14 protein-coding genes are annotated in these 13,232 nt (G+C 68.4%); 8 read left to right on the forward strand and 6 right to left on the reverse strand.

Translation table 11 applies throughout. The annotated features are described in order from the left end of the window. The first annotated feature begins 160 nt into the window (after positions 1–160). The 4 genes from EGH23_RS07370 to EGH23_RS07385 are packed head-to-tail and all read left to right on the forward strand — an operon-like array spanning position 161 to position 2,628. Positions 161–631, forward strand: coding sequence for a 30S ribosomal protein S15 (locus EGH23_RS07370; protein ID WP_220579371.1), 471 nt, complete (start codon positions 161–163; stop codon positions 629–631). After that, positions 631–1,749 carry a hypothetical protein gene (locus tag EGH23_RS07375; RefSeq protein ID WP_220579372.1) on the forward strand — a complete coding sequence of 373 codons (1,119 nt, stop codon included), beginning with the start codon at positions 631–633 and terminating at the stop codon, positions 1,747–1,749. Before EGH23_RS07370 ends, EGH23_RS07375 begins: the two co-directional genes overlap by 1 nt. Next, a complete protein-coding gene (locus tag EGH23_RS07380) occupies positions 1,746–1,991 on the forward strand; it encodes a KEOPS complex subunit Pcc1 (RefSeq protein WP_220579373.1) in 246 nt (81 codons plus the stop codon). Before EGH23_RS07375 ends, EGH23_RS07380 begins: the two co-directional genes overlap by 4 nt. Beyond that, a complete protein-coding gene (locus EGH23_RS07385) occupies positions 1,984–2,628 on the forward strand; it encodes a 30S ribosomal protein S3ae (protein WP_220579374.1) in 645 nt (214 codons plus the stop codon). Before EGH23_RS07380 ends, EGH23_RS07385 begins: the two co-directional genes overlap by 8 nt. A gap of 29 nt (positions 2,629–2,657) precedes the next feature. Here the strand turns inward: EGH23_RS07385 and EGH23_RS07390 are convergent, their stop codons facing one another. Beyond that, positions 2,658–3,092 carry a plastocyanin/azurin family copper-binding protein gene (locus tag EGH23_RS07390; protein WP_220579375.1) on the reverse strand — a complete coding sequence of 145 codons (435 nt, stop codon included), beginning with the start codon at positions 3,090–3,092 and terminating at the stop codon, positions 2,658–2,660. Between the two features lie 151 nt (positions 3,093–3,243). On the opposite strand from EGH23_RS07390, the gene EGH23_RS07395 reads away from it, so the two are divergent. Then, complete coding sequence (locus tag EGH23_RS07395) at positions 3,244–3,543, forward strand: antibiotic biosynthesis monooxygenase (RefSeq protein WP_220579376.1); 300 nt, start codon at positions 3,244–3,246, stop codon at positions 3,541–3,543. Between the two features lie 69 nt (positions 3,544–3,612). Here the strand turns inward: EGH23_RS07395 and EGH23_RS07400 are convergent, their stop codons facing one another. Together EGH23_RS07400 and EGH23_RS07405 are read right to left on the reverse strand one after the other, a co-directional pair. Then, entirely contained in the window at positions 3,613–4,764 is a 1,152-nt protein-coding gene (locus EGH23_RS07400) for a 5-(carboxyamino)imidazole ribonucleotide synthase (protein WP_220579377.1), read from the reverse strand. 87 nt (positions 4,765–4,851) lie between these two features. After that, on the reverse strand, positions 4,852–6,789 hold the full coding sequence (locus tag EGH23_RS07405; RefSeq protein ID WP_220579378.1) for a flippase activity-associated protein Agl23: 1,938 nt from the start codon (positions 6,787–6,789) through the stop codon (positions 4,852–4,854). A 90-nt stretch (positions 6,790–6,879) separates the two neighbouring features. Between EGH23_RS07405 and ribH the strand changes: the two genes are divergently transcribed. Together ribH and EGH23_RS07415 are read left to right on the forward strand one after the other, a co-directional pair. After that, positions 6,880–7,284: a 6,7-dimethyl-8-ribityllumazine synthase gene (gene ribH / locus EGH23_RS07410; protein ID WP_220579379.1), complete on the forward strand. Its 405-nt coding sequence runs from the start codon at positions 6,880–6,882 to the stop codon at positions 7,282–7,284. Further along, positions 7,281–8,441, forward strand: a complete 1,161-nt coding sequence (locus EGH23_RS07415) for a pyridoxal phosphate-dependent aminotransferase (protein WP_220579380.1) — start codon at positions 7,281–7,283, stop codon at positions 8,439–8,441. The genes ribH and EGH23_RS07415 overlap by 4 nt, the downstream gene beginning before the upstream one ends. A gap of 19 nt (positions 8,442–8,460) precedes the next feature. Here the strand turns inward: EGH23_RS07415 and EGH23_RS07420 are convergent, their stop codons facing one another. Further along, positions 8,461–8,892, reverse strand: a complete 432-nt coding sequence (locus tag EGH23_RS07420; protein ID WP_220579381.1) for an FAD synthase family protein — start codon at positions 8,890–8,892, stop codon at positions 8,461–8,463. Further along, a complete protein-coding gene (locus tag EGH23_RS07425) occupies positions 8,889–9,386 on the reverse strand; it encodes a Mov34/MPN/PAD-1 family protein (RefSeq protein ID WP_220579382.1) in 498 nt (165 codons plus the stop codon). Before EGH23_RS07425 ends, EGH23_RS07420 begins: the two co-directional genes overlap by 4 nt. A gap of 240 nt (positions 9,387–9,626) precedes the next feature. On the opposite strand from EGH23_RS07425, the gene han reads away from it, so the two are divergent. Continuing rightward, a complete protein-coding gene (gene han, locus EGH23_RS07430) occupies positions 9,627–11,540 on the forward strand; it encodes a Hef-associated nuclease (protein ID WP_220579383.1) in 1,914 nt (637 codons plus the stop codon). Between the two features lie 21 nt (positions 11,541–11,561). Here han and EGH23_RS07435 read toward each other — a convergent pair whose 3' ends face one another. Then, positions 11,562–13,220, reverse strand: a complete 1,659-nt coding sequence (locus tag EGH23_RS07435; protein WP_220579384.1) for a phospholipase D-like domain-containing protein — start codon at positions 13,218–13,220, stop codon at positions 11,562–11,564. Positions 13,221–13,232 lie beyond the last annotated feature (12 nt).

Raw genomic sequence — 13,232 nt, forward strand, 5'->3', positions numbered from 1 at the left:
GCGCCGACGACGACGGGGAGACGGGAACAGCGCGACCGCAAATCTGACACGTCGCGGGATTCCGCGACTCGGGATTGCGGCCGTGTTCGGCATCTGACGGTGCCAATACGCCTCGCTACCGGCAGCGACGAGCGGTTCGTGCGGTTCCAATCTCACAACTATGGCACGAATGCACACCCGCCGTCGCGGCTCGTCCGGCTCGGACAAGCCCGCGGCAGACGAACCCCCGGAGTGGAGCGACGTCGACGCCGACGCCGTCGAAGAGCGCGTCGTCGAACTCGCCGAACAGGGCCACTCGCCCAGCGAGATCGGCCTGAAACTGCGCGACGAAGGCGTCCAGGGCACGCCCGTCCCGGACGTCAAACTCGCCACCGGCAAGAAAGTCACCGAGATTCTGGAGGAGAACGACGCGAAGTCCGACTTCCCGGAGGATCTCCGCAACCTGCTGGAGCGCGCAGTTCGCCTGCGCGACCACATGGACGAGAACCCCGGCGACCACCAGAACAAGCGTGCGCTCCAGAACACGCAGTCGAAGATCCGCCGCCTCGTCGATTACTACCGCGGTGACGAGATCGACGAGGACTTCACCTACAGCTACGAGAAGGCCGTCGCGCTGTTGAACGACGAATAATGTCGGCCACCGGTCGGGAACAGCCGCCAGCCGCCGCCCCCGGCGACGTCGCCGCGACGCTCGCCGAGGCCGCCTTCGTGCGCCTCGTCAGCGACGCGACCGGCGACGCGCTCGCGGGGACCGGCGTGCTGGCGCGGGCGCTCGACGCCGCCGGAACGCCGTTCCAGGCGAGCGTCGTCGCGCCCTTCGCCGACCCCGACCGAACGACGGACGCCGACGTGACCGTCTCCGTCGGCCGCTCGCCTTCGAGCGCCGACCACGCGCTGTCGTCTCGACCGGCCGCGACGGCCTTCGAGATCGCCCGCGAACTCGGGACCGCGGCCGCCTCGCCGCTCGCCCTCGCCGGCACCATCGCCGGCGGCGAGTTGGACGGTTCGGTCGCCGAAGCCGCCGAGCAGGCCGGGCTGGAGCGCCGCCCCGGTCTCGCGATTCCGACGGCGGACCTCGCCGACGGCCTCGCCCACTCGACGCTCTTCCGCGCGCCGTTCTCCGGCGACGAGGAGCGGACGCGGGCGACGCTCGCGGAACTGGACCTCCCCGCCGAGCCGACCGACGACGACCACCGGCGCGTCGCATCGCTGGTCGCGCTCGCGGTCACCGGCGCGGACGACGCGCCGCCGCGGGCGGCCGACGCGGTCCAGCGCGGCCTCCGCCCGTACGCGGGCGGTCCCTTCGAGACGATCGGCGGCTACGCGGACGTCTTAGACGCCGTCGCTCGGGAGCGCCCCGGCGTCGGCGTCGCGCTCGCGCTCGGCCACGACGGCGTCCGCGAGGACGCGCTCTCGGCGTGGCGAACGCACGCTCGCCGGGCGCACACGGCCGTCTCCGAGGCGACGACCGGCCGGTACGACGGCCTGTTCGTCGCGCGCGGCGACGCGATGCCCGTCGGCACCGTCGCCCGCCTCGCGGCCGACTTCCGCGCGCCCGAGCCCGTGACGCTCGTCGTCACGGACGGCGAAGCGGCCGCCCGCGCCACCGACGGCCGGGACCTGACCGCGACGATGCGGGCCGCGGCGGACGCCGTCGGCGGCCGAGCGGTCGAGTGCGGCGACTGCGTCCGCGCGCGGTTCGACGTCTCGACGGCGGACCTCATCGAAGCGTTCCGGGAGGCACTATGACCGGGAAGCGAGCCGAGATCCGCACGACGCACGGCTCGCCCGCCCGCGCCGCGACCATCGCGGCGGCGGTGTCGCCGGACAACACCGACGAGATGACCACTCGCGTCGAAGACGACGCCGTGGTCACCGCCGTCGAGCGCGATTCGACGGGCGGCCTGCAGTCGACGGTCGACGACTACGTCGTCAACATCCGGGTCGCAGCACAGCTAGCAGACCAATCCACACGATCCAACCATGAGTGAACGAAGCGTCTCCAAGCGCAAGCAACAGAAGCGGTGGTACACCGTGCAGGCTCCCGAGCAGTTCGACCGGGAGGTCCTCGGTGAGACACCCGCAGACGAACCGGACAAGGTGCTCGGTCGCACCATCGAAACCACGCTGGGCGAACTCAAGAACGACGCCAGCGAGAACAACACGAAGCTGACCTTCAAGATCAACGAGGTCGCCTCCGACTCCGCGTACACGGAGTTCACCAAACACGAGCTGACGCGGGACTACCTGCGCTCGCTCGTCCGCCGCGGCTCCTCGAAGATCGAAGCCTTCGTCACCGTGCTGACGACGGACGACTACCGCGTCCAGATTCAGCCCGTCGCGGTCACGACGAAGAAGGCCGACGCCTCCCAGGAGAAGGCCATTCGCCGCACCATGATCGACCTCGTCGAAGAGACCGCCCGAGAGCGGACCTTCGAAGAGGTCATCGACAGCGTCGTCGAGGGCCGACTCTCCTCGGCCATCTACGGCGAGGCCAAGGAGATCTACCCCCTTCGCCGCGTCGAGATTCAGAAGGCGACCCTCGAAGCGCGTCCCGAGGAAGTCGCCGCGGAAGAGGAAGCGACCGTCGACGTCGACGAGGAAGACGTCGAGGTCGAAGAGGCGTAAGCGCGCACCTCGCGGTACTCGAATCCTCGCTATTCTTCGGTCGACGGGTCGTCAGTGACGACGATAGTTCCGACCATCCCCATGCTCTCGTGGGGAATACAGAAGTAGGGGAACTCCCCGCGCGTCTCGAAGGTGTGTTCGTACGATTGGCCCTCGAACAGCGTCCCCTCCGTACCCGACCCCCACGCCTCGCGGGCGGCGGCCTCGCTGTCGAAGCCGCCCGACGCGAAGTACGCCGCGCCGTCGGGGAGACTCTCCCCGTACGCGGTGACTGTGTGGCCCTGTTTGCTCGTGTTGAGCCAGGTCACGGTCGTCCCCGGCGTGACTTCGAAGCGTTCCGGCCGGAACACCTTCGCGCCCATGCCGATGTCGTAGTCGGTGTTCGCGCCGCGGCCGCCGATACACCCCGCGAGTCCGACGACCGACGCCGACCCGACCGCCCGGAGGAAGGCCCGTCGCTCCATACGTCGGCGTCGGAACTGGACAGACATAGACGACTCGGTTCGATACGGCGTCGCCAGCGTCGCAGGCCGAGCAACAGGGCTGTGAGGGAGTGGTAACGGGCAAGCCCGGTTTATGTTGGTACGTAAACAATACGGCTAGCGGTGAAACCACATGGCGTACATCCTCGTCCGACACGGCGTCGAGAGTTTCGACGAGTGGAAACGGCGCTTCGACGACCACGACGACGTCCGCGTCGAGTCGGGCCAGCAGAGCTATCAACTGTATCGCACCGACTCTGACCCGAGCGACGTCGTGATGATGTTCGAGTTCGACACGATGGCGAACGCCCGGTCGTTCGCTGAATCGGACGACCAGCGCGAGAAGATGGCCGAAGCGGGCGTGCAGGGCGAACCCGAGATCGAGTACCTCGAACAGATTACGGCGAAGACCGGCACCCCACCATCGGCATAGAGGGAGTGATACCCGTACCGGGCGGTGAAGAGCCATTTTCACGCTCGGCTGTCTCGCCGCGCTTCCGCCTCACTCGCGGAACGTCAGTCCGTCGCGCAGTTCCCGAACGTCGGTCAGTAGTTCGTCCACCTCGCGGTCACCGGTCATCGTGACGTGGCCCATCTTCCGCAGCTCGTACACCTCGTGCTTGCCGTACCAGTGGAGGTGCGCGCGGTCGGTGGCGAACACCGCTTCGTCGCCGTACAGCGCCGCGGACTGGCGCTCGGAGACGTCGCCGAGGACGTTCGTCGAGACGGTGGGCGAACGCTGCTCGGTCGACCCCAGCGGGAGCCCCATCACGGCGCGGACGTGCTGTTCGAACTGCGAGGTGTGACAGCCCTCGATGGTCCAGTGCCCGGAGTTGTGCGGCCGCGGCGCGATCTCGTTGAGCAAGATGTCGCCGTCGCGGGTCTCGAACAGCTCGATGCCGAAGACGCCGCGGCCGTCCATCACGTCCAGCACGTCGAGCGCCACCTCGCGGGCGCGATCCTGTACGGCTTCGCTCGCTCGCGCGGGCGCGACGCTCTCGCGGAGGATCTCTTCCTCGTGGATCGTCTCGGTCAGCGGGAACGCGTCTTCCTCGTCGTCGCCGCGACAGCCCATGACGGCGAGTTCCCGCTCGAAGTCGATCATCTCCTCGACCATCGCCGGGCCGGCCACGTCGTCGATGGCCGCCTCGACGTCCCCGGGGCCGGAGACGGGGACGTTCCCGCGGCCGTCGTAGCCGCCGGTGCGGGCTTTGAGCATCGCCGGATAGCCGAGTTCCTCGCAGGCCTCGCGCAACTCGTCGGCCGTCTCGACGGCGCGGAAGTCGGGGACCGGAACGCCGGCCTCGGCGAGGCGGCGCTTCTGGACGAGCTTGTCCTGTATCGTCCGGAGCGTCTCGGGTTTCGGATGGACCGGCGTGTCCGTTTCCTCGGCGACCCGCTCGAGGACGTCCGGGTCCGCCAGTTCGATCTCGAAGGTGAGGACGTCCGCTCGTTCCGCGAGGTCGCGGAAGGTCTCCTCGTCCTCGAACCCGCCGACCAGCTGGTCGCGGACGACCGGGCTGGCCGGGCAATCGGGCGTCGGGTCCGCGACGACGAGTTCGACGCCGAGCGGCGCCGCTGCTTCGCCCATCATGCGACCGAGTTGGCCCCCGCCGACCACGCCGAGGGTCGGGCCGGGAGACGTGCGTGTCATGTGGCGCGCTTTCGCAGGAGCGTGCTTAAGCGTTGATTTCTGTGACGAGGTGCGCGGGGCGAGCGACGAGAGTCCGATAACTGTTCGCTAGCTCGCCGTCTCGTTGCGGACGTACTCCTCGTGGGTCCAGACCGTGAAGACGTTCTTGTAGCCGCTGGTCCGCATCGAGTACGTCTCGTTCTCGTAGCCGGCCGCCCGCAGGCGGTCGCGGGGGACCGTCGAGTCGAACTCCTGCGTGATGACGATCGGCGGCTGGTTCTGCTGTATCCGCGTCCCGAGCGCGGTCTCGCCGTTCTCGCAGGCCACCTGCGCGTCGCTCGACGCGAAGTACCACGGCATCGGGAGCATGTTGTACCACTTGATGCACGTCGGCTGCGTGTTCCACCACGACTCGTTCCAGTCGCCGCGGTCCTGCTTGACGTAGGCGTTGCCCCCGTCGTAGTCGTCGCCGGACTCGCCGTGATAGACGACCACGTCCGGGCCGCTGTCGTGGGCCTGCGAGATGCGGTGCATCTCCGTCAGTTCCTCGCGGAGCGATTGCTCCGGTTGGGCGTACTGGACGAGCGGGTTCCCGTCGGTGGTCGCGTTCGTGTAGACCTGCGTCACGGCGGCGTTAGTGACGAACAGTATCACCAGGAAGAAGGCGATGGCGGTGATGCCGACGCCCTCCGCGTCGTCCGACGAGAGCGCGTTCAGTCCCCAGCGGAAGATCGCCGCGAGACCGACCGCCGCGGGCAGCGCGAACGGGACGGCGGTGTGAACCGCGAGCCACGGCGCGCCGATGTCGGTCCCCAGCGGGTAGCCGAAGATGGAGACGAACCCCGCGTAGAAGAGGAACGGGACGAGGTGCCGCGGTGCGGTGTAGCCCAGTCGGTCGAGGACGTAGCCCACGCCGGCGAGGAGCGCGAGCGCCGCCGATCCGAAGCCGAGCGCCTTCAGATACACCCCGAAGTGGCTCACGTAGCTGTCCGACGTCTTCTCTGCGGCCGGCTCGAGCCACTCGCCCCACTGGTCTACGACCCGGTCGACGGTCACCTGTAGTAAGTCGCCGAACAGCGCCGGGTTGGTAATGCCCTCCCAGAAGCCGACCGTCCCCTCGGTGACCGGGGCCGGCGGGTGTTCGATGCCGGGGACGCCCGCGCCGCGGGGCGCGTAGAAGAACAGCGAGACGAACCCGAACAGCAGGACGGCGAGAACGAGGTGGCCGGCGTACGCGCCCAGCACCTTCGCGGCGCTGTCGTGGCGCGTCCGGAACGAGCGAATCGCCCCGCGACCGGCGTCGATTCGGTTCCTCGCACCGCCGACGACTCGAGCCCGGATCTCGCCGGAGGAGGGCGTATCGGTGCTGAAGAGGATCGCGTCGCGGTAGCCGTTCGGCAGGAAGACGACTTTCGCCAGGAGCAGGCCGCTCGCGCCGAGCCACGTCACGACGTAGACGAGCGCGTTCTCCTTCGAGGCGAAGCCGAACGCCAGGAACACCGACGCGGCGTAGAGGTAGCGCGGGAGCCGCGTGTCGTAGAACCGGACGAACAGGCCGAAGGCGACGACCATGAACGCCGCGACGAGCACGTCGCTGCGCATGAACCGCGAGTAGTAGATCAGAAGCGGGTTGATGGCGAGCAACAGCGCCATCGCCACGGTCTCGGTCCGGCGGAGGTGTCGGCGGAACAGGAGCGCCGACAGCGGGAGGAGTCCGCCGACGACGGCGACCGGTAGGCGCATCGCGAAGTCGCTGGTCCCGATGAGCGCGAACACCCAGCTGTCGACGTGCTGAATGAGCGGCCCGTGGATGATGTAGCGGTAGGCGAAGGACCCGCTCTCGCCGTAGTGCCACGCCCAGTAGGCGACCCGACCCTCGTCGAAGTGGGCGACGCGTCGACCGAGGAAAGCGAGCCGCAAGACGAGTGCGAGCAGCGTGATCCCGGCGACGAGTTTCAGCGTCGCGTGGTCGTCGTCTCTCGTCCACGCGCCGACCTGTCGGCGAACATCTTGGAGGGGCGACAGCAGGCCGCTCGACGAAGCCATACCGATGGGAAATACAGCGGGGCTTAGAATCCTTCTGGTTTCCCGTCTCGGAACGGTAGGTCTTTAGGGTCGACAGCCACCCACACAGGTATGGTGCAGCTCGGACTGGTCGTCGCCCAGTACGACAAACACGGTGCGGTCATCGAGGCGATGAGACAGTCGGCCAACGCGGCGGCGGCCGACCACGACGCCGACATCGTCGAGACGCTCGCCGTCCCGGGGGCCTACGACACGCCGCTCGCGGCCGACCGACTGGCGCGTCGGGAGGACGTAGACGCCGTCGCGGTGCTCGGCGTCGTCATCGAAGGCGACACGGACCACGACCAGGTCATCGCCGACGCCGCCGCACAGGGTCTGACCGACGTCTCCCTACAGCGGGACACCCCCGTCACGCTGGGCATCATCGGGCCGGGCATGAGCAAGGACGAAGCCGAGGCACGCACCGACAAGGGTGGCTCGGCCGTCACGAGCGCCATCGAACTCGCAAACCTATGACCATGGACTTCGCATCCCGCGTCGAACGTGTAGAGCCGAGCGCGACGCTCGCGATCAGCAACAAGGCCGCCGAACTCGAGGCCGAGGGCAAGGACGTCGTCGACCTCTCGGTCGGCGAACCGGACTTCGACACGCCCGAGAACATCAAGGACGCCGCGAAGGCCGCCCTCGATGCGGGCCACACCGGCTACACGCCCTCGAACGGCATCCCCGAGCTCAAGGAGGCCCTCGTCGAGAAGCTCCACGACGACGGGCTCACCCAGTACGAGAAGGACAACCTCATCGTCACGCCCGGGGGCAAGCAGGCCCTCTACGAGATCTTCCAGACCGTCATCGACGACGGCGACGAGGTCGCTCTGCTCGACCCGGCGTGGGTCTCCTACGAGGCGATGGCGAAACTCGCCGGCGGGACGCTGACCCGCGTCGACACGGCCGCCCACGACTTCCAACTGGAGGGCGCGCTCGACGACCTCGCCGACGCCGTCTCGGACGACACCCAGCTCCTGGTCGTCAACTCGCCGGGCAACCCCCACGGGGCCGTCTACTCCGACGAGGCGCTGGAAGGCGTCCGCGACCTCGCGGTCGAACACGACATCACCGTCATCTCCGACGAGATCTACAAGGAGATCACCTACGACGGCGTCGAGGCGACGAGCCTCGGTACCCTCGACGGGATGGAAGACCGGACGGTCACGCTCAACGGCTTCTCGAAGGCCTACTCGATGACCGGGTGGCGGCTGGGTTACTTCGCCGGCCCGGAGGACCTCGTCTCCCAGGCCGGGAAGGTCCACTCGCACTCCGTCTCCTGTGCCGTGAACTTCGTCCAGCACGCGGGCGTCGAGGCGCTCACCAACACCGACGACGCCGTCGAGGAGATGGTCGAGGCGTTCGCCGACCGGCGGAAGTTCCTCATCGAACTGTTCGAGGACCACGGCGTCCACGTCCCCGAACCGCAGGGCGCGTTCTACATGATGCCCGAAGTCGCCCCCGACGGCGACGACACCGAGTGGTGCGACCGGGCCATCTCGGACGCGCAGGTCGCTACCGTCCCCGGCAGCGCGTTCGGGACGCCCGGCTACGCGCGTATCTCGTACGCCAACAGCAAGGAGCGACTCGAAGAGGCGGTCGACCGACTGGCCGAACACGACCTCATCTAACGCGCGACGGAACCAGTCCTCACTCGCAGCGTTCGTCTATCACTTTCTCGATTATCTGGCCCGTCGAGAGCAGCCGCGCTTCCCCGTCCCTGTCGAGCGGGCTCGCGCGGCGGATCTCGCAGTCGATGCCGCGGTCGGAGAGGGCGGCCCGCAGTTTCTCGTCGTCGTGGTGCTGGTCGTACCCCAGCGCGATGACGTCGGGTTCGATGCGCTCGATGGGGACGAAGATGTCCTCCGGATGGCCCAGATGCGCCTCGTCGACGGGCTTGAGCGCGTCGACCATCTGCCGGCGCTGTCCGTCCGGGACGATCGGCGGCTCTTTGTGCGTGACGTTGACCGACCGCGCGACGATGACGTGCAGTTCGTCGCCCATCGCCTTCGCGTCCCGCAGATAGTGGACGTGGCCGGGATGGAGGATGTCGAAGGTGCCCTGCGCGACGACGCGGGTCACGAGTCGAACTCCTCCTCGCGCAACTCGGCGTCGATGTCGGACTGGTCGAAGTCGAAGAAGGCCTCCTCGGGCGGTTCGACGTCGAGCACCGGCAATTCGACCGGCTCGCCCTCGCTGTCGAAGGCCCGCCAGTCGTCCGGGCCGTACGGGTAGCCGACGATGATGTGAACGTCGCCGCGGCCGAACGTCTGGAGGTCGGCGTCGCTGGGCTTCAGGACGCCGTTGGGATGGGAGTGGATCGACCCCGCCGCGCGCATGTCGTTGGGCACCATCGTCGTCTTGACCGTCGCGCTCACCGGGTTCGACTCCGTCCCGGGGATGACGAGGACGTCGGTGAGGACGGTCCCGTCCTCGTCGAGTCCGACTTTCTCGGCGTCGTCGCCCCTGAGCAGTCCCATGTACTCGTTCGGGTGGGATTCCTCGGACGCGGCTCGCGCGAAATCCAGCGCCGACCTGGCGATACCGACGATGCCGCCCGAGCGAAACAGCCCCATGCGAGAAAGTGGGACCGGCGGCGTTCTAAGGGTTCCGCTCTCAGTCTTCGCCGGGCAAGAGACGGAGCAGCGGCTTCGCCGTGAACAGCCAGAGCCCCACCTGATAGCTGGTCGGCCGGCCGACGTAGGGAGGACTTTCCGATTCTCCGGCTCCTCGCCGGTCACCCCGGGACAGCAACCGCATTTTCCTAGCCAGCGATTTCGAAGGGTACAAACCGGGGAGTGACGAAGGGACGCTAAATGTCTTCGCCAACTGGCACCGACGACGGTGCCGAGGCTCCCGACGGGGGAGCCACCGTCTACGATCTTGCTGCGGAGTGTACCGCAGACGACGTCGAACAGGGGAAACGCTACCACGCCACGGTCAACGGCGTGGTCGACTACGGCGTCTTCGTCGACCTCTCGGAGGAGGTCTCGGGACTGGTCCACGACTCGAACCTGCTGGGCCGCTACGACGTGGGCGACGAGTTCGTCGTCGAACTCGGCGAGGTCCGTCCCGACGGCGACCTGAGCTTCGAGGAGGTCCGGCTGTCCGATTACGTAACCGAACACGTCCCCCACGGGACGACAGCCGCCGTTTCCGACCTCGGTGACGCGACGGGCGACACCGTCGTCGTCGAAGGACAGGTCGTCCAGATCAAACAGACCGGCGGTCCGACCGTGTTTCAGGTCCGCGACGGCACCGGGATCGTCCCGTGTGCCGCCTTCGAAGAGGCCGGCGTCCGCGCCCATCCCGACGTCGAGATGGACGACATCGTCCGCGTCTCGGGCACCGCCGAGGACCGCGACGGCGGCGTCCAGGTCGAGGTGGATTCCCTGACGGTTCTCGACGGCGACGAGGCCGCCGACGTACAGGCCGACCTCGACGAGGCGCTCGCGAACGCGGCCGAACCCGCCGACGTCGAACCGCTGGTCGAGTGGGACGCCTTCGAAAAGCTGTGGGACGACCTCCGCGAGGTCGCCACGGAACTGCGAGAGACCGTCCTCTCCGGCCGCCCGATCCGGATGCGCCACCACGCCGACGGCGACGGCCTCTGTGCCAGCGTCCCGCTACAGGTCGCCCTCGAACGGTTCATCGCCGACCACTACGAGGACAGCGACGCCCCCCAGCACCTCCTCAAGCGCCTGCCGAGTAAGGCCCCCTACTACGAGATGGAGGACGTGACCCGGGACCTCAACTTCGCGTTAGAGGACCGGACTCGCCACGGGCAGAAGCTCCCGATGGTGCTGATGCTCGACAACGGGTCGACGGAGGAGGACACCCCGGCCTATCGCAACCTCCGCCACTACGACATCCCCGTCGTCGTCGTCGACCACCACCACCCCGACCCCGAGGCCGTCGAACCCCTCATCGAACAGCACGTCAACCCCTACCTCCACGGCGAGGACTACCGCATCACCACGGGGATGCTCTGCGTCGAACTCGCCCGGATGATCGACCCGGATCTCACCGAGGACCTCAAACACGTCCCGGCGGTCGCCGGCCTCTCCGACCGCTCGGAGAGCGAGGCGATGGGCGACTACCTCGACCTCGCCGCCGAGAAGGGTTACGACGAGGACGACCTGCGCGACATCGGCGAGGCGCTCGACTACGCCACCCATTGGCTCCGCTACAGCTCCGGCGAGCGCCTCATCACCGACGCGCTCAACGTCAGCTGCGACGACCGCGACCGTCACGCGGAACTGGTCGATTTCCTCGCCGAGCGCGCCGAACGCGACGTGCAGGACCAGCTCGACGCCGCGATGAGCCACGTCGAGCACGAGCGACTCGACAACGGCGCACACCTCTACCGCATCGACGTGGAGAACCACGCCCACCGATTCACCTACCCCGCACCGGGGAAGACGACCGGAAAGATCCACGACGAGAAGGTCGCAGAGACCGGCGACCCCGTCATCACCATCGGCTACGGCCCCGACTTCGCCGTCCTCCGGAGCGACGGCGTCCGACTGGACATCCCGCGGATGGTCACCGAACTGACCGAGGAAGTGAACGGCGGCGGCGTCTCCGGCGGCGGCCACCTCGTCGTCGGTTCCATCAAGTTCGTCTCGGGCATGCGCGAGGCGGTCATCGACGCCCTCGTCGAGAAGATGGCCGAGGCCGAGATCGACGAGGAACTCGGCAGCTCGACGGCGCTCCCCGAAGAAGTCTGATCGGCAGTCTCGTTTTCCGCGTCACGACGCGAACCGAATCCGCCGAGCGGCGAGACCGGCGACGGCGACGATTCCGAGGACGGCACCGCCGAGCGCCAGCGGGACCGCGGGCTTTCCACCCGACCAGTCGGCGTCGAACGCCCGACCGAAGTAGGTCGCGACCTCCGAGCCGTGAAGCACCAGCACGACCTCGCGGTTCGTCGTCGCGGCCCGTTCGTTCCAGTTGAGGCTCCCGACGACGACCCGGTCGTCGTCGATGACCGCGCCCTTCGCGTGTATCTTCGTGAACCGGCCGCTCGGCTCGGCGAGGCGGGCCGACAGCGGCGCGCCGGTGCGCTCGGCCCACGCTTCGAACCGGTCGACGGTCCGTCGGTTCGACTTCCGGGAGTACCACGCGCTGCTCAGCAGCAGTCGCACTTCGACGCCGCGACCGGCGGCCCGACGGAGCGCGCGGAGGAGCGGTTCGTCCCAGTCGCCGACCGTCGGTTGGATCACCGCGATCGAGTCGTCCGCGGCGTCGAGTTCCGCGACCAGCGCTCGCTGCGCGTTGTCGGGCGTGACGAGCAGGTCGGTTCGTTCGACGGCGACCGTCTCCGCCTCGAACGCCCTCGGATAGGTCGCGTCGGCGCGCTCGCCGCGTTCGAAGGCTCGACCGCGCCGGTACTCGCGCCATCGGACGGCGTCGCGCCACCCGGCGTCGGCTTCGAACGTCGCCGCTAACCCATCGACGACCCGGGGCTGGCTCGTCGCGACGCCCCACCCGCGACTGCTGTTGCCGCCGACGCCGGCGGGCTTCCAGTTCTCGGTCAGGACGACGGCTCGCTCGTCGGCGACGGCGTACTTCGCGTGGTGGTAGTTGCGGGCGTACGGGCCGTCGATCACTCTGACGTCGACGCCGGCGTCGCTGAGGCGGTCGAGCGTTCGGGCTTCGGTTCGAGTTCGACCGCCGATCGGACTGCCCTCCAGCAGGACGCGAACCGTTGTGCCTCGTTGTCGAGCGGCCACGAGTGCGTCGGCGACGCGCGCGGACGAGAGCGTGTAGCCGGCGAGGAGGACTCTGTCCTCGGCAGCGCGGATTGGCGCGAGCGGGGCGCTCGGAGCGTCCGGGAGCGTGAACGCGCGCACCTCGCTCGCGCGACCGCTGACGACGGGGCGCGCCGTCGCCCCGAGCGGTCGCCAGTGAATCGCCGAACCGTTCACGAGGCCGAGTTCGCCCTCCGAAGCGTCGCGGTAGCGAACGGTGGAAACGACGGTCCCGTTCAGTCGCAGTCGCACGGTGTCACCCCCGTTAGCCAGCGAGGGAGCTGATTCGAGCCCGTAGACGGGTGCGCCGGTCAGATTGCGGACCCGGGCGGGAGCGTCGGTAAGCACGACGTTCCCGCTCGCAGTCCGGTTCGGCAGTTGTACCGTGGTGTGGCCGTCCGTGAGCGAGAACCGACCGAGCGCCGTCGAATCAGGGACGGAGAGGACGACGAACTCGCCGCGGTCGCCGGCGGCTATCGGGTCCGGGTAGACGGCGTGAATCGTCGGCGTCGCGGCAGATCGAGCGATTGGTGACGCCCCCGATGCGGCCGACTCGGTATCGGCCGCCGGAGTATCGAGGACAGGCTCGGCAACGGCAGTCGGGCCGGTGCTGACGAGGAGGACGACGAGTGCGAGAGCGACGGTGGGCGACCGCATAGGGCGGGGTGG

The organism is Haloarcula nitratireducens, assembly GCF_019599505.1.